At 29.4% G+C, this 17265-nt stretch carries 19 protein-coding genes; 4 read left to right on the top strand and 15 right to left on the bottom strand.

The window, feature by feature from the left end:
* Positions 1 to 209 precede the first annotated feature (209 nt).
* The 15 genes from MC378_RS14415 to MC378_RS14345 form a co-directional block, all read right to left on the bottom strand.
* On the bottom strand, positions 210 to 728 hold the full coding sequence (locus MC378_RS14415) for a DMP19 family protein (RefSeq protein ID WP_242179478.1): 519 nt from the start codon (positions 726 to 728) through the stop codon (positions 210 to 212).
* 181 nt (positions 729 to 909) lie between these two features.
* The gene (locus MC378_RS14410) at positions 910 to 1431 is read right to left on the bottom strand and encodes a hypothetical protein (protein ID WP_242179477.1); all 522 of its coding nucleotides are present in this window, start codon (positions 1429 to 1431) and stop codon (positions 910 to 912) included.
* 242 nt (positions 1432 to 1673) lie between these two features.
* The gene (locus MC378_RS14405) at positions 1674 to 2072 is read right to left on the bottom strand and encodes a hypothetical protein (protein ID WP_242179476.1); all 399 of its coding nucleotides are present in this window, start codon (positions 2070 to 2072) and stop codon (positions 1674 to 1676) included.
* 168 nt (positions 2073 to 2240) lie between these two features.
* Positions 2241 to 2783, bottom strand: a complete 543-nt coding sequence (locus MC378_RS14400) for a hypothetical protein (RefSeq protein ID WP_242179475.1) — start codon at positions 2781 to 2783, stop codon at positions 2241 to 2243.
* Between the two features lie 148 nt (positions 2784 to 2931).
* Positions 2932 to 3372: a WapI family immunity protein gene (locus tag MC378_RS14395; RefSeq protein ID WP_242179474.1), complete on the bottom strand. Its 441-nt coding sequence runs from the start codon at positions 3370 to 3372 to the stop codon at positions 2932 to 2934.
* Between the two features lie 173 nt (positions 3373 to 3545).
* On the bottom strand, positions 3546 to 4379 hold the full coding sequence (locus MC378_RS14390) for a hypothetical protein (RefSeq protein ID WP_242179473.1): 834 nt from the start codon (positions 4377 to 4379) through the stop codon (positions 3546 to 3548).
* A gap of 145 nt (positions 4380 to 4524) precedes the next feature.
* Entirely contained in the window at positions 4525 to 5004 is a 480-nt protein-coding gene (locus tag MC378_RS14385) for a tetratricopeptide repeat protein (RefSeq protein WP_242179472.1), read from the bottom strand.
* Between the two features lie 317 nt (positions 5005 to 5321).
* Positions 5322 to 5855, bottom strand: coding sequence for a hypothetical protein (locus MC378_RS14380; protein WP_242179471.1), 534 nt, complete (start codon positions 5853 to 5855; stop codon positions 5322 to 5324).
* A 1444-nt stretch (positions 5856 to 7299) separates the two neighbouring features.
* Positions 7300 to 7881, bottom strand: a complete 582-nt coding sequence (locus MC378_RS14375; RefSeq protein ID WP_242179470.1) for a hypothetical protein — start codon at positions 7879 to 7881, stop codon at positions 7300 to 7302.
* Positions 7882 to 8035: 154 nt separating this feature from the next.
* Positions 8036 to 8977 (bottom strand): toll/interleukin-1 receptor domain-containing protein, encoded by a 942-nt coding sequence (locus MC378_RS14370; protein ID WP_242179469.1) that lies wholly within the window; start codon positions 8975 to 8977, stop codon positions 8036 to 8038.
* Between the two features lie 168 nt (positions 8978 to 9145).
* Entirely contained in the window at positions 9146 to 9940 is a 795-nt protein-coding gene (locus MC378_RS14365) for a hypothetical protein (RefSeq protein ID WP_242179468.1), read from the bottom strand.
* Positions 9941 to 10106: 166 nt separating this feature from the next.
* Positions 10107 to 10697 (bottom strand): hypothetical protein, encoded by a 591-nt coding sequence (locus MC378_RS14360; protein WP_242179467.1) that lies wholly within the window; start codon positions 10695 to 10697, stop codon positions 10107 to 10109.
* Positions 10698 to 10825: 128 nt separating this feature from the next.
* Entirely contained in the window at positions 10826 to 11317 is a 492-nt protein-coding gene (locus tag MC378_RS14355; protein ID WP_242179466.1) for a hypothetical protein, read from the bottom strand.
* A gap of 157 nt (positions 11318 to 11474) precedes the next feature.
* The gene (locus MC378_RS14350; RefSeq protein ID WP_242179465.1) at positions 11475 to 12275 is read right to left on the bottom strand and encodes a DUF695 domain-containing protein; all 801 of its coding nucleotides are present in this window, start codon (positions 12273 to 12275) and stop codon (positions 11475 to 11477) included.
* Between the two features lie 189 nt (positions 12276 to 12464).
* Positions 12465 to 12995: a dihydrofolate reductase family protein gene (locus MC378_RS14345; protein WP_242179464.1), complete on the bottom strand. Its 531-nt coding sequence runs from the start codon at positions 12993 to 12995 to the stop codon at positions 12465 to 12467.
* A gap of 344 nt (positions 12996 to 13339) precedes the next feature.
* On the opposite strand from MC378_RS14345, the gene MC378_RS14340 reads away from it, so the two are divergent.
* From MC378_RS14340 to MC378_RS14325, 4 genes are all read left to right on the top strand, one after another.
* On the top strand, positions 13340 to 14557 hold the full coding sequence (locus tag MC378_RS14340; RefSeq protein ID WP_242179463.1) for a site-specific integrase: 1218 nt from the start codon (positions 13340 to 13342) through the stop codon (positions 14555 to 14557).
* A 3-nt stretch (positions 14558 to 14560) separates the two neighbouring features.
* Positions 14561 to 15832: a hypothetical protein gene (locus MC378_RS14335; RefSeq protein WP_242179462.1), complete on the top strand. Its 1272-nt coding sequence runs from the start codon at positions 14561 to 14563 to the stop codon at positions 15830 to 15832.
* A gap of 132 nt (positions 15833 to 15964) precedes the next feature.
* On the top strand, positions 15965 to 16249 hold the full coding sequence (locus MC378_RS14330) for a helix-turn-helix domain-containing protein (protein WP_242179461.1): 285 nt from the start codon (positions 15965 to 15967) through the stop codon (positions 16247 to 16249).
* Positions 16250 to 16298: 49 nt separating this feature from the next.
* On the top strand, positions 16299 to 17204 hold the full coding sequence (locus MC378_RS14325; protein ID WP_242179460.1) for a hypothetical protein: 906 nt from the start codon (positions 16299 to 16301) through the stop codon (positions 17202 to 17204).
* Positions 17205 to 17265 lie beyond the last annotated feature (61 nt).

Raw genomic sequence — 17265 nt, 5'->3', positions numbered from 1 at the left:
TTTTCTTGTCCAAAAGTTATTGTCGAACATAAGATTATTATTAATGCTAGTATTTTTTTCATAATGTTTTACAACGTGTTTATATATGGTTTGTTGCGTGGTTTAAGCACCTAATTTAGTAAATAATTACTGACCAAGAAAATCCGCGAGGATTTTCGTAAGTAGGCAAGTAGCTAGCAATAAATTATATATGGTGTTGTAGGTAGGCTTTATAATTCATTCCTATTTTTTTCGGCATATTTTCGATATAAATTTCTCATTGAACCATCTGGATAATTAGAAAATTCAGAATCTAATTCACTCATAAATCTTTCAGATTCTTCGTTTGAACTTTCAAAAAACCAAGTACCATTTTCAGGAAGTAATTCAATAGCTTTTTTTATTATTTCAGATGATTTAGACGCTCCAATTTCATTCAGCGATTTAATAACTTTTTCATTCTGTTCAGGAAACCATTCTTGTAAAAAAGTCAAAATACTATCTGCTTGACCTGCATTTTCCAAATTCATACATAAAAATAAATTCAGTTCAATTTCATTTAAAGAATTAGGTTCTTTTTCGTTCCTTTTTTGAAGGATTTCAAATAATGCAATTGAAAAGTCAGAATTGTCTTTTAAAGAAAATAGACTTTCAATATCTTCATTTTCAACAATTTTATCTCGTATAATTAATTCGTTTTTTATTTCCTCTGTCATCCAAGAAAGTCCAGAATAAGAATCTTTTTTCATAGTTCGAATTTCATTGATTTATTTCGGTTTTAGCTTACCTACAACGTGTTTGTATATGGTTTGTTGCGTGGTTTAAGCACCTAATTTAGTAAATAAATACCGACCAAGAAAGTCCGCGAGGACTTTCGTAAGTAGGCGAGAAGCCAGCAATAAATTATATACGGTGTTAGCCATAGTTTTTTTAAAATTCAGTTCGAGAGTTTCCATCAGTCATAAAATCAAATTTTTCATAAAACTCTGGACTATTTAAAATTTTCTTTAGGTCACTTTTTGAATTTTTATTTCTTATCAGTATTTCAAAATCATATTTTTTTCCTGACTTTTCTGTTATAGTCAAGTAGTTTTTGTTTCCGAAAATCGAGTGAGTTGTCCAACTTCCATAATCCATATATTTCAGATAAATATTTTCAAGTTCATTCAGAGTAACACTTTTACTTTCGTCGTTCTCGTTAAATTCAATTCTTTCTGTTGAAATTTTTAGTTTTCCGATTTTTTTCGGTTTGATAAAAGACTGTCCGAATAGAAAATAAATTCCTGATACATAAATTGCAAGAGCAAAATATTTCAAATATATGTTTTGACTTTCTTTGTCATACATAAAAATGTAAAATCCTGAAATCATATAAAGAATGATAAATACAATCATAAAGATTTTATTGAATCCCTTTGTTTTTACTATTTCAGTTTCAAATTCTGCTGTCATTTTTCTTTAATTATGGCTAACGTGTTTGTACAAGATTTTTTGCGGCGGTTAAGCAGCTAATTTAATAAATAATAACAGACAAAGAAAGTCCGAGAGGACTTTCGTAAGTAAGCCTAAATAAAGCAATTAATTTTGTACGGTGTTGGCAAATCGTTTTTATTCAATTATTTATTCAAATTATAATTAAATGTCAAAAAATATAAATCAATTAAAATTATATAAAACACTATTCCTAATTAGTGTTATTTGGGTTTGGATTCTCCTTTTTTATTCAATTTACTTAAAGAGTCAATTAAATACTTGTTCAATTTCTTTAATTCAGAATTTTCAGATTGAGAATTTTCAAACTTATTTTTCAGTAGATAATAATCTTTGTTTAAAGATTCATATTTATTATTCTGATACTGTTCAACAAGAAAATAAATTCCACCAAATAAAATCGGTGTAAAAATGGCAAGAATAGCAATCTTATTAGTCGTTGAAAATTTATTCCACCAAGTTATAAAAGGCACTATTTTTTCAACAACATTCCATTCATTTTTTTTGTATTCCTCCAGTTTTTTAGAAGGAATTGTTTCTCTAAAAGTTACAAAATCCCCAGATTTAGTATTGGCGTATTTTTCAACTTTGTATTTAATCATATCTATTTTGGGTGTGATTGGTAAATGTTTGCCAACGTTTATGTATAAGAATAGTTGCGGGTTTGTATGCGAGGATTTTCCGAAGGAAAATCAGACGTTACAAACACGCAACGACCTTTGATTAAGCACTAAACCGCAATTGTTTTTATACGGTGTTGGCAATAGTATTTATTTTGTTCCGATTGGGTCATATGGAATTCCAAAAACCCCCTTTTTTAAATTCAATTTAATTTCTTGATTTTTTTCGACTTCGTCATAGATTTTTTTGTTTAATTTTATTTTTTCTGTTTGTCCATATTCTGTTTTATTTGGGATTCTTCCCCAAACATAATTGTCATTATTGCCGTAAAGGTCTTTAACAGAAATAATAAAAGGCTCATTATATTGTCCGTTTTCTGAAAGTCGATTCAGTTTAAGTCCTGAAGTTAATATTATTGAAGCAGTCATAGGGAAAATTAGAAAAGACATAATTCCGATATAGAAGATATGGTCAATTTTTTTCCATTTTCCACCTGCGAGATTTTCTTCAAATACAATAAAGAACGCAATAACAATTGAGATAAGAATTGAGACGATGAAAAGCGAGTCTTTTAAATCATTAATATCACTTTTGAGGTAATTTTCAGATTCACTATGGATTAAGTTATATTCACATAGCCAATAGATTCCCAAGAATAGAATTCCAATTATTATTCTGTATAGTCTTTTCATATTATTGCCAACGTGTTTGTGTAATGAAAGTTGCGATTTTTGTGAACGGCTATTTTCCGTAGGAAAATTGAAGTGAGCAAAAATGCAACAGCTTTTAGTTAAACACTAATTTAGCAATTTTTACTACACGGTGTTGGCAACTGTTATTTTATTTTTTCACTCCTTTCATTCCGCCATATTTGTCAAAAATTCGTTCTAATTGTTCAATAGGTTTTTCAAAATAAGATTGGTCACTATTGAAATCAAATTCCAGTATATTATCAGTTCCTAAATTCTCTTGATATTTTCCGGAAATTTCAATCTTTCCTATTTCATATTTTACATTCAATTCCAGATTGTTCTCATAAGAGTCAAATTCCGCATTTCCATTCAGTTCGGTCTGACAGATTTTTAGTTTTTCATAAAATTTGAATAATTCGCCAGTAGAAGTATAAAAACTACTTTTCACTAAATAAGAACCAACTTTAATTTCAATTCCAGCAACACATTCATATCCACCTTTGAAACAAGTTTCATTCGGGAATCCAAAAGTTTTTTCAATTCCAACAGTTATAATTCCGTTGTCTCCTTTTAGTTCAAATTCTTCCATTATTTATTTTGAGTGCGTTCCCGCTAATTGTTGCCAACGTTGTTGTATATGGTTTGTTGCGTATTTCAAGCAACTAATTTAGTAAATAATTACCGACCAAGAAAGTCCGCGAGGACTTTCGTAAGTAGGCGAGAAGCCAGCAATAAATTATATACGGTGTTGGCAAACGTATTTTATTTTCCATACATTTTGTTTAATGCATCTATTTTCTCTCCTAAAATATCTGATTTTTTCGAAAATGAGTTGTTTTCTATTTCATATTTAGAAGTGAAGTTCGTAATTACTAATGATGTAATTCTTGAACATAATATTATTACAGTTGAAATAGAATTACTAATTTGTTCAGTGTTTTGAATAGCGGAATTCAATTGTCTGATACTTATGTATTCAGAATGGATATGATTTGAATACAGTGAGTGTGTTTTTGATAAATCACCTATTTTAATCATATCATAAATTTCATCTGGTTTTTTTAGCCTTGCATAACGAGGTTTAGTATATTTTGTTTTCTCTTTTTTTGATGCTAATTTAAATTCAGATAGATTTCGCAGTTTTTTGAGTTCTTCAGCGAGTTCATTTCTCATTTTTGCAACTGGTTCAAATTTTTTAGAATGTTTGCTTGTTAAAGAAATTTGTTGATTCAGTCCTTGTATTTTGTAAATGCTAATTCTCAACTCTTGCGATATTTCAAATTCCAAGAAAAAAAGATAACTCAAATTTACAAATGTTTCAATTTGCAATCTTGCGATAGAGTAAACAGCCGTCAAATCATCCATCATCAATTCATTTTCTCTTATTTTGATGTATGAGCCTTTTGAAAGAGTTGCTATGCTTAAATTATGTTTAATTATTTGAATCAATAACTTTTCAAGAAGTCCAGCATTTTCGAATTTAATTCCTAAATCAAATAAGTCTTGAGTACAATCTGCTAAAAGAGAGTTCAATTCAATTAAGATGCTTCTCTGATTTTCCAGAGACATATCAATTAGTGATAATAAGGCTTTCAATCTTGAATTTGGTTCCGTCATTTATGTTTGCCAACGTTGTTGTGTTATGGAAAGTTGCGATTTTGTGAACGAGGAATTTCCAGCGGAAATTCAGAAGTTTGCAAAAGAGCAACAAGTTTTAGTTTATGCTAAATATAGCAATTTTTTATACACGGGGTTGTACACAGTTTTTTATTTCAGACTTTAAATATTCATATTGTTTTACAAATTGAAATTTATCTTTAAATATTTTTTCATATTTTTTCAATTCGGTTTTTGCTTTCTCACATTCGTTTTGTTTTAGATAAACAAGCACTAAATTATAATATGCAATTTCTGTTAATTTCAAATTATTACTTTTAGATATTACATATTCCAATAAACTTAAACTTTTATTATAATTTTCAGTTTGATAAGATACAATTCCAATATTAAGAGCAGAATTTAAATATAATGAATCTGATACAAGTAATGATTTTTCATAATATTTTATAGACTCTTCATATTCATTTTGAAACTTTTTGACATTCCCCAAATTGTTCAGAATTATAGAATTATTTGGTTCTATTTTCAGAGCGTTTAAAAAGATTTTTTCGGCTTTTTTATATTCGTTTTTTTTCGAAAGCTCAATTCCTTCTGAATTCAATTTTTCAGACTTTTTAGTTTCAAATTTTTCTCCGGTAATATATAAATCAATATTTCCTTTTTTGTTTTTTAAATTGTTCTTTTCGTTCGAATTATTTTCAGATTTACATGAAATTAATACTGAAAATAAAATAACAATTAAATAAAATTTCATTCTATAATTCTGGTTTTTAATTGTGTACAACGTGTTTGTGTATGATTAGTTGCGTGGTTAAGCAACTAAGTTAGCAAATAAATCACAGATAGAATATTCCGCAGGAATGTTCGTAAGTAGGCAGTGACCAAGCAATTAATTATACACGGTGTTGTAAAACGTTTTTATTTATCAAACAAACCACGAGCAGATAATACTCCATTTTTTTTATCGTTAAATAAACTTTCAATGCTTTCTCCATTCAAACCTTGCCAAGTTCCGTTTTTTGTTTTTTCTACTGGGTCAAATTGATATTTTTGGTGATAATAACTTCCATCTTCTTTATCAAGAGAAATATATAAAATTACGTACTTGTAATTTTTAAATTTTGCAATTCCATAATGGTCATAAGCTACAAAATCAATAGTTTTCGTTTTTAATTCATTAAACACATTTTTTTCGATTCTATATTTGCATTTGAATGCATAGTCCATAATATAGGGTGTAGACTTAAATACTTTTCCAAACACAGTATCCGTTACAACTTCAGTGTTATTCTCATTTGGGTCAAATTCCAATACAGATATTTTTTTTCCGATAAACGCATAAAGATTTACAGAATCATCAGATATTTTAAATTCAGATTCATAGCTTATTTTAGTCGATTTACAACTAATCAGCAGTATAAAAAAACCAAAAATTAGAATGAGGCGATTCATTGGTCAAATGTTTTACAACGTTGTTGTATAAGAAAAGTTGCGTTTTTGTCAGCGAGGAATTTCAGAATGAAATTCAGAAGTTGGCAAAAATGCAACTGTCTTTAATTAAGCACTAAAATAGCAATTTTTTTTATACGGTGTTAGCAAATGCGTTTTCTAATTTTTTCCATTTTTTATAATTTCATTTTCTATTTAATAACCATAAAAAATAAAAATTCCGAATTTATGTTTTTCGAAATTTCACAAATTTACTAATTTAAAATTCCGAGTAAAAATCACGTGATTTTGGTTTTTCTCTTTTTTCAGAATTCCGAAAAATTTATAAATATATTCGAATAATTTTCCTGCAATTTTGATTTCAGAGTTTGAGTTAATTCCTTTTTTGGAAAAATCTGGAAACCCTCATACTTTACAAAGTTTAATTTGTGAGAGAGTGCTCCATTTTTTTCAGAATTCTGATTTATAAACTAAAAAAAAGCTAAAATTATATTTTAAAAACTTTCTTTTATTTGGCGCAATTCAGCAATTTTTAGTTTAAAATATTATCTTTGTTTAAAATAAATTGTTATGGGAATATTAGTATGGGTAAAGTGTCCTCGTTGTAAAGATTATAATTCCTTTTGGAATATTAGAATTTTCCGCTATCGATGTAAGTCTTGTAAACACGAATTTGATAAAGCTTCAGATTGGCTTGATAGATTTTAAGTCCTTATGTCTTTCTATGGGATTCAGCCAAGTTTTTGCTAACGTGTTTTTGTATGGAAATTTGCGTTTAAAATGAACGGCATTTTTCCGCAGGAAAAATAGCGTTTATAAGAAAGGACAAACTTTTGATTAAGCCAAATTTAGCAATTTTTTATACAAGGTGTTGCCTAAAGTTGTTTTTTGTTTTTCCGACTTTGTTATTATTTTCGAGATTTAACGTTCGAGTGATAATTCCGCCAATATTTTTAATTCCGTAATATTGGGAATTCAACATTTGAGTGGTTTTTCAAATTTTAATTAACGAGATCTTTCCGTTTTTTCAAATTTAGCATTTGAGTGATAATTCCACAAAGATTTTTATTCCGCAATAATTGGAAACTCAACATTTGAGTGGTTTCTTTTATTCTTGAAAAATGAGATTTCTCCGCCTTTTAAAATTTTGAGTTTAAGAGAATATTCTACAAACTTTATTTAAAGAATCTAAATGTTTTCAAACTTTTTAAATCTTTATTAAAAACTAAAATTTTCACTCGCGAGAGAGTGTCTAACATTTTAAATTCAGAAGTTTTATTGTTTTTTTTTCCAACGTTTTGATTGGTTTTTGGGCAATTTTTGGCAACGTTTATGTATAAGAATAGTTGGGGGTTTGTATGCGAGGATTTTCCGAAGGAAAATCAGACGTTACAAACACGCAACGACCTTTGATTAAGCACTAAACCGCAATTATTTTTATACGGTGTTACCCAACGTTTTTTATTTCACGTTTTTCTAATTCAGCTTCGAATTCGAGCCTTTTCTTTTTCGTAAATCTTCTTCCTTTATTGAATCTTGCGCTTTTTTCGTCTTCAATTAATTCGGCAATTACAAATTCAATTTCGGCATTACTTAATTCATTAGGTTCTCTAAAATGCAAGTCAGCTCCAAATTCAGACGTTTCGTATTTCTCGTTCTCTATTTCGTTAATTCTCTCAATCGGAATCTCAACATTTACTTCAGTCAGTTCAAAGTCAGTTTTCGGTAATTCTGACTTTCCAATAATTTGTAAATACTCACTTAAAATCCGTTTTTCCACCAAAACTTTTCCTCCACCAAATTTGTGTCGGTCAGATAAATCTTTTTTAACTCCAGAAATCCAATATTCATTTCCAGATTCAATATCCATAAAGTTTCCTTGAATTCTTGCACTTCCCATTCTCTGAAAAGCTTTTCCATCAAAATAGATTGTCTTTCCGCTTTTTGAGAACGAAACAAGTCCAATCCAAGCTGGACCATTTCCAGAAAATCCACTTTTAAGTTCTAAATATTTTATTTCAGTTCGCATTTTTCTCAAATGTTGGGTAACGTGTTTGTGTATGCTTTGTTGCGTTGGTTTAGCGTAAATTTAGCAAATAAAAACTGAATAGAAAATCCGCGAGGATTTTCGTAAGTTGGCTAAAAGAAAGCAATAAAATATACACGTTGTTGTAGCACGTTTTTTAAAATGGTAAATCATCATAATCCTCTTCTGTAGCTTTTTCAAATGATTTTAGACTCAAACCATCTAATTTATATTTCCACGCTATTTCATTAAAAGGATTTAGAAATCTAGTTTCTTTCAGATTCTCGTTATCTGTTATTTTATCTTCTAAATACTTTACTTTTTCTTTTGGTAAATCTTTAATTTTCTTTAGAGCTTCTAGTCTTTCAATTGCTTGATTTGCAGTATTTGAAAGTAAAATTAATTCTACAAGTGTATTCAAGTATTTAGCTTTTGTCTTTTCGTTTCTTGAGATAATTTCAAATATTCCTTCTGCTACTTGACCTACGTTTTTTCCAACTGCTTGAAATCCTTGATATTTCCCAATAAAACCATAAGGATCAAGACCTCTACGTATTGGAATAATTAATACATTTCTACCAACAGCAACTCCAACTTCTTGGTCAGTCCAATTACTTTCTTTAAAACCTTCCATTAATACAGCACAAAAAGCGTCCATTGAAAATAAACCTTTTTCTATTTCGTCCTGCCATTGTTTTGTTGGTTCAATGTCTTCGTGTGCTACAAATGACGAAATCCCATATTTTTCTAATTCAGCTTTTAGAATTCCAATCTTTTTCTTAAAACTTGCTAGATGACTAACAAAAAGTTTAAAATGTCCAGGTTTCCAAAATGTAGCTTCACTTTCTTTTATTTTAAATGGAATTGCAGAAACTTCTTCGTGTTCGATTCCTAATTCAGATGCAATTTCCAATACAATGTCATCTTTTACTTTTGGTAAAACTTCTTTAACATAAACGTATTTACTGTTGTAACTCGGTTGGTGGTCAGTTGGTATTCCGTAACTTTCAAAATAGCCGTCTATTTCGTTGAACTTCATTCTTTCTTGAAGTTCTCTTCCGATTTTATCTATTAATTCTATTTTTTTCAGTTTCTTCATCAAATGTGCTACAACGTGTTTTTGTATGGAAAGTTGCGATTTTTGTGAACTAGGAATTTCCAACGGAAATTCAGAAGTTTACAAAAATGCTACAGCTTTTGTTTTAGCTAAAAGTAGCAATTTTTTATACAAGGTGTTGGGCTTTCGTTTTTTATTTCCGTTTTTCAATTATTTAGTTTTTCCTTCTTTTTCATAAATAGAACTTAATTCATAATCTTCTTTATATTTAATGTAAAAAGCTTGTTCATTTTCTTTGTCAAATTCTGGACTTAATTTATAATCTCCTTTTTTCCAATTTTCAATAATTTTTTCAGTTGAGATTATAATTTCCTTCGATTCTATCATTTGAGAAGGAAATTTATTCCAAGGTAAGCTATAAGTTGCTTGTTCAAACTTTATTGCTACTGAGTCTCCATATATTTCTTTAAATAATTCAGGGAATTTTCGATTTTTTAAAGGTAAATAATGATTCGTAAATGGATTGAATAAAAGTGGATTCAAAAATTTTCCACCAGCAATTTCTCCGTTTTTTAAAGGAGCAATATATATTCCTGTTCCGCAACCAAAACCTCCAAAAGGGATAGAATCAATCTTTCCATTTTTAAATACATTAAAACTAATTCTGATTCTTGAATTTGGTTCTCCCCAGGTTACATAATAGAATTTTTCTTTTGTGGTATTTTTAAAACCTAAATATATTGAGTCTAATTTTTCAAAATCTTTCGGATTTGAAATCCATTCAATTGGTCTTTCATTTTCTTTAGAGACATTATTCCAACTATTGTCCCAAAATTCTTCCCAAGGTCTTTCTAAATCTTTTTTATAAAAAGATTTAGCTACAAATAAATCAAAGAATGGAGTTTTCTGATATGGTTCATTCTTAAATTCATTAAACTTCGAAATGATTATTCCAATTAGAACAATTAAAATTATAAAAAATGCAATAATTATCTTCTTTTTCATTTTTTTGAGTTCGAGTGAGAAATGAAGCCCAACGGTTTTGTGTATGATTAGTTGCGTGGTTTGGCACCTAATTTAGCAAATAAATCACAGATAGAATATTCCGCAGGAATATTCGTAAGTAGGCTAGAAACAAGCAATTAATTATACACGGTGTTGGCAACAGGCTTTATTCAGATATTATTTCATCCAGGAATTTCATTAAATTGACTTTTGAAATATTATTATTTCCTTTTTCTCCTAAAAAGAATTCAAAATAATTTTGTTCATTATTAAGTCGATATTCTCCTAAATATATATCACAAAGGCAAATTTGGTCTTCTTTATTTGGCTTTATGTTTTCTAGCAATAACTCCTTATTGATAAATTTGAGAATTTGTTCTTTCTTTAATTTCAGAGTTTGTTTTTTTCTAATTTTTTGATATTCAGGTTTCTCAATATATTCGTCCAGTAGATATGTATATCGAATAGAACTCCATTCTTTTCCATTTCGTTTTATTTCTATTAATTCCTCAAATACAGCTCCACCTTCTGGAAATCTCCAAATTCTCATAATTTCGTCAGAGTCAAAAAAGTCAAAAACACCAAATTTTCGTAAATCGTTTGGAATAGTTTTCAGTTTATTAACGTCTTTTGATTCCTCTTTTTCAGTTTTAACAATTTCCGCTTTTAATTCTACTTTTTTTAATTCAGAGTTTGATTGGTTTTTACACGAAAACAAAGTTAAAATCAGAAATATTATGTTCAATGGGTGTTTCATTTTTAGCTTGTTGCCAACGGTCTCGTATAACCGTCAGTTACGGGATTAAAGTTAATAATTTTCGGTTAAGCACTGACGTTAGCAATTCCGAGTGGATTCGGACGTAGTCGAATCCGCCGTAATTGCGGTTATACATTGTTGTGCAACGTTTTTTTTAATTCAATTGCATCTGTAAATTTCTCACGAAACTTATTCTCAATTTCCTTAATTTTTGTTTTAAAGATTGTTGATGTTCCGTCAAAACTTATAATTTCAATTTCGCTTTGTTCGTTTAAAAATTCATTCGGTTTATTCCAAATATCAGAGTTTAAGTCCGCATAAGGCAATTCCGATTTTTTTAGTTTAGGAATGTCGTTTTTAAATCCGCAAAACACACACCAAATAAAATCAATTTTGCGGTTTCTTATGATTTCCAAAAGTTCAATTCCGCTAAAAGTTATTCTGTCCGATTCAAAATTCAGTTTTTCAATTCCGCCTTTTTGGTCGAAATCTAAAATTCGATAATCTTGATTTGTTAACAGCCAATTTAATTCAGAAAACTCCTTTTCAAACGGTTCTATTATTTCATACAAATCCGTGTGAAATTCAACTTGTTTTGTGTTTTCTAATATTAACGTCATCGTTTTTTTCAAATGTTGCACAACGTTGTTGTATAAGCTTTGTTGCGTTGTTTCAGCAGTGAATTTAGTAAATAAAACACGAACGGCGAAATTCCGAAGGAATTTCCAAAGTGAGCTAAAACCAGTAATAAAGTTTATACGGTGTTGCCCACAGTTTTTATTCCTCAATTGATGTTTCCCAACCATCATAATCTCCATTTAATTCAGATGCTTTTTCCCATAATTCCAAGGTATATTCATCTATTTCATCATAACCAACTTTGTCAATCCGTGAGATTTGAATAACAAATTTATATTCGTTCGGTTGTTCTGTTTTTGCTTTGTTTATTGTCTTAAAACCTAAATCATTTGTAAATTTCTCAAATTGGTCAATTTTACTTTGATTTTTAAAATAAACCCAATGAAAAACCTCTCTTTCTTTTGTTAGTTTGTCACCACCTTTTTCTAATTGTTCGAGAACTCTTCTATTTTGAATTATTTGCATTTGTCTTGGCAGAGGATATAGAAAGTCAAAATAACCACTCCATTTTTTATCTTCGTTATGTCCAAAGTCAAATTTGTGATTCGGAAATTGGGTCATTGCTGAAGACACTTCTTTTTCCATTAAAATTGTGTTTTCTCCAAAAAAGTACAAATCTCGAAATCCATTAGAAGTCAGTCGACCAGCAAAAGTGTAATTCAGATTGTTTTTGTCAAATCCGTTTATTATTACGTCTTCAATTTTCCATAATTCATCCGCATCTTCGTTGCTCGATAAGCCGTTATCTTTCGGATTAGGCATTTTGATTGAAACATAAACTACATTTTCTTGTCCTTTTATTGGTGCAACATTCATTAAATTCAAATCGGTTGCAATTGAACTTAATTTGTCATTTACATTCGAAAAGTAAAATGTCCAATCAGGTTGGTATTCATTTTTCGGTTCAGATTGTCCGAAGATTTTACTTAAAAATCCCATAAATAAAATAAAGGTTAATATGTTTCGATGATGTTTTTTCAAATTGTGGGCAACGTGTTTGTATATGGTTTGTTGCGGGTTAAGCAACTAAGTTAACAAATAAAAACTGAATAGAAAATCCGCAAGGATTTTCGTAAGTAGGCAAGAACCAAGCAATAAATTATATACAGTGTTGTGGCTAGTACTTTATTATTTTCGTTCATAAGTTAAAATTTGAAGACCATCTTTAAAAGATTCATTTTCGATTAAATTCCATTTCGCAAAGTTTTTTGAGTTACCAAATATTCTGATTCCATCTCCCAAAACTATTGGATTTAATTTCAGTTTTAGTTGGTCAATAAGTCCATTTTCAAGTAGCCAACCTGCAAATTCTCCACCACCACATAAATATATATTCGTTTCAGAATTTGCTTTAATTTCTTTCACTTTGTCAATTGTTATTTTTTCGATATGAACAGATTCCGCTAAATTTTTTATTTCCATTGAATTAGAAAAAATATAATGTTCCATATTTGGATATGCAGGTTGTCCTGGTTCAAGACCATATTGAAATCCAAACTCATAAGTCCTTCTACCCATTATTACGGTTTTAAATTTTGCGAGGTCAGATTGATATTTTTCAACTCCTTTTCCTTGAAGTATAAATTGACTTATATCGTCATTTTTTCCTGCGATAAATCCGTCTAGTGAACTTGCTACGTAATAAATAATTTTTCCCATTAATTTCAATTTTGAGTTCGTTCTCGTATTAGCCACAACGGAATTGTGTATGGTTAGTTGCGTGGTTAAGCACCTAATTTAGCAAATAAATCACAGATAGAATATTCCGCAGGAATGTTCGTAAGTCGGCAGTGAACCAAGCAATTAATTATACACGGTGTTGTCTAATTGTTGTACCTGTATAATCTACAATGCTTTAAAAAGACTATATATAAAGGATTTAACTAAAAAATCAATGCAACAAAGTGCAAATAAATACACGTAAATGCGTTATTTGTTGTACCAATTGTTGTACCTTAGTATTCTATTGCACCAGCTTGCACACTATAATACAAAGGGGAATTATGGCATCAGTTAAAATAATTTTAAGAAAAAACAAGATAGATAAAGCAGGTAACGCACCTTTATATCTTAGACTTATCAAAGACCGCAAACCTAAATTTATTTCGTTAGGCTTTAAAATCAGTCCATCAGAATGGGATGAAGATAAACAGACTGTAAAGAAAAATCATAGTAATTCTGCACGCCTTAATAAATTCTTATCTCAAAAGGTTGCAGATGCACAAGGGCAAATAGCAGACTTAGAAACCAAAAATCAATCTACATCAGCAAGAAAACTTAAAGAGGCTATAAAAGGTAAGCCTATGGTTAATTTCTTTGAGTACTCGTATAATCGTTGCGAGAAGCAAAAGCACACACTTGCATTATCTACTTATAATAATTATAAAAACTACCTTAAAAAGTTTGAAACCTTTATAGGGCATAGAGAAGTAATGTTTGATGATATTACTGTTACAACATTAAAAAACTATGCAGGATATTGCAGTACTACGTTAGGTAACAATAACACGACTATAAATTTTTCTTTAAAGATTCTCAACTTAATGTTTAAGGAAGCTCAGAGAGAAGACCTAATACCTTTAAATCACTTTCCATTTAGCAAGTTTAATGTTAAGAAGTCAAAAAGCACAAAGCGTTATCTTAACGATGAACAGTTTAAAGCATTAATAAATTTAGAAGTATCAAATAAAGCTAAAGCACAAGTTATAAAAGATATGTTTATTTTTTCAGTCTTTTCTGGTGGCTTAAGGTTTGGCGATGTAATCGAATTAAAATGGAATAACTACAACGCTAAAGAGCAAAAAATAACTAAAGTTATTCGCAAAACTAAAAGACAGCATAGTATTAGAATAGGGCAAAAAGCGATTGGGATTTTAGAGAAGTATAAGACAGAAGAAAGCAAAAACGGAGATATAATATTTCCATTTGCAAAAATTGACAAAGAGTATTTTACAAATAGAGAGCATAGAGCAAAATTAGTTCAAAGAGCAATCGCATTAAGTGGTATGTATTTAACTAAAATGGGTAAAGAATTAGAATTGCCTTTTTCTTTAACCTTTCATATTAGTAGGCACACATTTGCGACCAGGGCATTAAATAACGGTATGAGAATAGAACACGTATCAAAACTAATGGACCATACAGATATAGGTATCACACAAGTATATGCAAAAATAGTAAGTAGCGAATTAGATAAAGCAGTAGACCAATACATTAATTAAACTATGGGAGAATTTTCAAAAGAAGAGTTATTAATACTCGATAAAAGTATTGAGCAAATAGAACTACAAATTTCATCTGGAATTTATGAGAATGGAGATAAAGACAGAATGCTATTCGCATCTTGTCTTAATGACGAAGAAAAAGAAGAATTAACCAAAAAGGAAATTAGGAAGCAACAAAAGAAATTAGCAAGGTGTCCTGCCGATATTTCTGCATATATAACAGCTTATATCAATCCAAGTGAGTTTGATATTGGCGATGATGATTATCACCAATATAGAGAGCGTATAATTAAGAATTACGTTGCATCTACATTTGTTGAAGTGTGCGAAAATCTATTAGAACATAAATTCACAACAATAGAATCAATTGAAAGTGAACCTGATTATTTTTGGGAAGTACTAATAGAATCTCATTCCTATGGAGTAGAAGATATACATATTAGTAACTTCATTAAGTTTATGATTATTGCTGATAGATTAAAAGGCTATAAATCTATTTTGGATACAATTGAAACGGAGCGTTTACAAGAAGAATATGCGAAAATGACAGAGGATGAAGATAATGAGATTTACAAATTGCTTGATGGTGTCAGGTCTAAAGACCATACACGCTTACAGTTGTTTAATATTATAAAAGAGCAAACAAATTTAGATCCTACATCTTTAAAGTATTTTTTAAATGATATAGAAGTTTATGTATTTGCAGAAAAGGATGATTATGAGTGTAATTATTCATTTGAACAAGTAGAAGAAGCGTTAGAGAGTTTAAGGAAAAGAGGACATTCAGAGGAAGATATGATGCGTTTAGGTTACATTAGAAAATATCCATCACTTGGAATATTGGGAGGTAAAAAAGGCGAGATTACTACATACATAGACAAAGAGAAGTTACTCTTTCCTTTTGAATTTTATTCAATCTATGAAATGCAAGGAATAATAAAAGCAGAATTAGCTAAGCATAATAAAGTACAAGTAGGAGAAAAAGATTCTTCAAGTAAAAGTGATAAGCTAAAAGTAAATCTTTCAGTTCCGCAACTTGCGTTGCTATTTAAAATGATTAACGACCTAAAACCTACGGTTTTTAATCTGAAGTCAGAAGCAGAATTACATCGTTTTATTTCAGCAAATTTTCAAACTAAACAATCGAATCCAGAAAAAGGTATTAGCACTCAAAAGCTAAGAAATGAATTTAATAGTCCAGATTATAAAGCAATAGAGTTTTGGGAAAAACATCTAAGAACTATGCAAGCAGAAATTAAAAAATTAAAATAATTTTATCGCTATAAACTCAATGGTAATAAGGGTTTTGGATGGGGTTATATAACCCTATGTAACTGTTTTAGTGTTACTCTATTACGCAAATTTACACCATAATTAATTGTTTAACACTCAAAAACAGCATTTATGGAAGCAGTAATTTTATCTAAAGACCAATACCAAGAACTTATAGGGCGTATTGACGAAATCAAATCTACAATCTCAGATACATCTAAAAAACCACAAGATGTATTTTTAGATAATGCAGACTTTTTACAGCTTATGAATATAAGCAAGCGCACCGCTCAAACGTGGCGTGATGAAGGTAAAATATCATTCTCTCAAATAGGGAATAAAATATATTACCGTATGTCAGATGTACAAACGCTTTTAAATAAGAACTATAATAAGGCATTTAAAAAGACACGCTAATAACTTCGGTTTTTAGCGTTTTTCTTTTTGAGGTTCTTATGCTTATGCATTGGCTACTTTGTACGATACCATTAAATCTAAAATTATAATAGATAATCTACCCAATGAATTTTTAGCAGGAGAGCTTAAAAATTTAAAATGGGCAGATTTCTTATGGCGTCCTATTCAGAATAAAAATGCATACGTAATAGGTTACCAAACAGAGTTGAATAATATTCATCTTAAATTATATGGAAGTGAGTTGCAAATAGAAAATTCATTACAAAAATTCTATATGGGTAACAATTATCAAGATTTTACATTTTCGCAGGTTTTGACTGCGCTTGACAAACTCAATAGTAATCTTCCAATAGATATTTATAAAACCACACTATTAAGAGCAGATGTTGGTGTAGTAATTAATCACGATACCACGCAAGAAACAGATAGATGGTTAGATTATAAAGGCACTTTACCTATTCCAATGATAAAAGGAAATGTTATATATGGTAAAGAAATTAGGAAAACCAATTACAAATTTAAAGCCTATAACAAAACATTTGAAGCCCAAAAGACCACAGGTATAAAGCTACTGAATAAGTTAATGCGTGTAGAGTTAAAAGGCAATAACAGGTATTTTAATAATCGTACAAATCCCATAGGATTATATACTGTTCAAGATTTAATAGACCCTATAAAATACCGATTACTCGCAAACGAATTGCTCAATTTTTATGCAAGCATAAAAAAGAAAACCAATCTCAATTTCTCTAAATGGTCAACTAAAGAAACACGCTTATATGGTTATATGAATTATGAAGATTCTGCTAAAGCAATGAAACAGCATCATAAGGAAACCCATAAAAAAGAGCGTGGTCAGTTTCTGAAATTACTAACTAAATATCAAGATACTACACAAGAAAATATAGTAATAGATAAACTAAAATCTAAAATTGATTTTTCGATTAATAATTAAGCCATTTTTAAGACGTGTAGTATAGTCTAAAACAAGGGTAAAAATAAAGTTCTCTTTTTGG

Source organism: Polaribacter marinus, from assembly GCF_022662535.1.
Taxonomy (GTDB): Bacteria; Bacteroidota; Bacteroidia; order Flavobacteriales; family Flavobacteriaceae; genus Polaribacter; species Polaribacter marinus.
Note: the sequence above shows the minus strand (reverse complement) of the source record. Positions and strands in the feature narration are given on the sequence as shown.

What these genes read in the sequence shown, in the direction of transcription:
- MC378_RS14405 (WP_242179476.1), bottom strand. Translation starts at nt 2,072, where the DNA reads ATGATTAAATACAAAGTTGAAAAATACGCCAATACTAAATCTGGGGAT.
- MC378_RS14350 (WP_242179465.1), bottom strand. Translation starts at nt 12,275, where the DNA reads ATGGGATTTTTAAGTAAAATCTTCGGACAATCTGAACCGAAAAATGAA.
- MC378_RS14340 (WP_242179463.1), top strand. Translation starts at nt 13,340, where the DNA reads ATGGCATCAGTTAAAATAATTTTAAGAAAAAACAAGATAGATAAAGCA.
- MC378_RS14410 (WP_242179477.1), bottom strand. Translation starts at nt 1,431, where the DNA reads ATGACAGCAGAATTTGAAACTGAAATAGTAAAAACAAAGGGATTCAAT.
- MC378_RS14335 (WP_242179462.1), top strand. Translation starts at nt 14,561, where the DNA reads ATGGGAGAATTTTCAAAAGAAGAGTTATTAATACTCGATAAAAGTATT.
- MC378_RS14375 (WP_242179470.1), bottom strand. Translation starts at nt 7,881, where the DNA reads ATGCGAACTGAAATAAAATATTTAGAACTTAAAAGTGGATTTTCTGGA.
- MC378_RS14415 (WP_242179478.1), bottom strand. Translation starts at nt 728, where the DNA reads ATGAAAAAAGATTCTTATTCTGGACTTTCTTGGATGACAGAGGAAATA.
- MC378_RS14330 (WP_242179461.1), top strand. Translation starts at nt 15,965, where the DNA reads ATGGAAGCAGTAATTTTATCTAAAGACCAATACCAAGAACTTATAGGG.
- MC378_RS14400 (WP_242179475.1), bottom strand. Translation starts at nt 2,783, where the DNA reads ATGAAAAGACTATACAGAATAATAATTGGAATTCTATTCTTGGGAATC.
- MC378_RS14370 (WP_242179469.1), bottom strand. Translation starts at nt 8,977, where the DNA reads ATGAAGAAACTGAAAAAAATAGAATTAATAGATAAAATCGGAAGAGAA.
- MC378_RS14380 (WP_242179471.1), bottom strand. Translation starts at nt 5,855, where the DNA reads ATGAATCGCCTCATTCTAATTTTTGGTTTTTTTATACTGCTGATTAGT.
- MC378_RS14360 (WP_242179467.1), bottom strand. Translation starts at nt 10,697, where the DNA reads ATGAAACACCCATTGAACATAATATTTCTGATTTTAACTTTGTTTTCG.
- MC378_RS14345 (WP_242179464.1), bottom strand. Translation starts at nt 12,995, where the DNA reads ATGGGAAAAATTATTTATTACGTAGCAAGTTCACTAGACGGATTTATC.
- MC378_RS14395 (WP_242179474.1), bottom strand. Translation starts at nt 3,372, where the DNA reads ATGGAAGAATTTGAACTAAAAGGAGACAACGGAATTATAACTGTTGGA.
- MC378_RS14355 (WP_242179466.1), bottom strand. Translation starts at nt 11,317, where the DNA reads ATGACGTTAATATTAGAAAACACAAAACAAGTTGAATTTCACACGGAT.
- MC378_RS14365 (WP_242179468.1), bottom strand. Translation starts at nt 9,940, where the DNA reads ATGAAAAAGAAGATAATTATTGCATTTTTTATAATTTTAATTGTTCTA.